General features: G+C 46.9%; 1 tRNA gene. It reads right to left on the bottom strand.

Annotated features, from left to right (window positions below):
• Positions 1–163: 163 nt before the first annotated feature.
• Positions 164–236, bottom strand: a tRNA-Ala gene (locus NE473_RS32365).
• Positions 237–262 lie beyond the last annotated feature (26 nt).

Here is a 262-nt window from a genome sequence, read left to right as displayed (position 1 = left end):
ACGATATAACACCTCGGATGTCTTGAATTGTTTTCCACAGGTTTGATGTTCTTGCGAACCTCTCCTCTGTTTCAACTTTTCTAGATATATTCAATATGTGGTTTTCAAGGTACATGCTGGCATGACTTCCGGCTGCCTTACGGCTTCCTTCCTTCATACCGAATGGAGATGGAGAGATTCGAACTCTTGACCCCCTGCTTGCAAGGCAGGTGCTCTCCCAACTGAGCTACACCCCCATAAATAATCTGGCACCCACCTGCTC

It is taken from the genome of Hungatella sp. SL.1.14 (assembly GCF_024460495.1).
GTDB lineage: Bacteria > Bacillota > Clostridia > Lachnospirales > Lachnospiraceae > Hungatella > Hungatella hathewayi.
The sequence above is the reverse complement of the archived record's forward strand: the minus strand, read 5'-3'. Positions and strand labels throughout refer to the sequence as shown.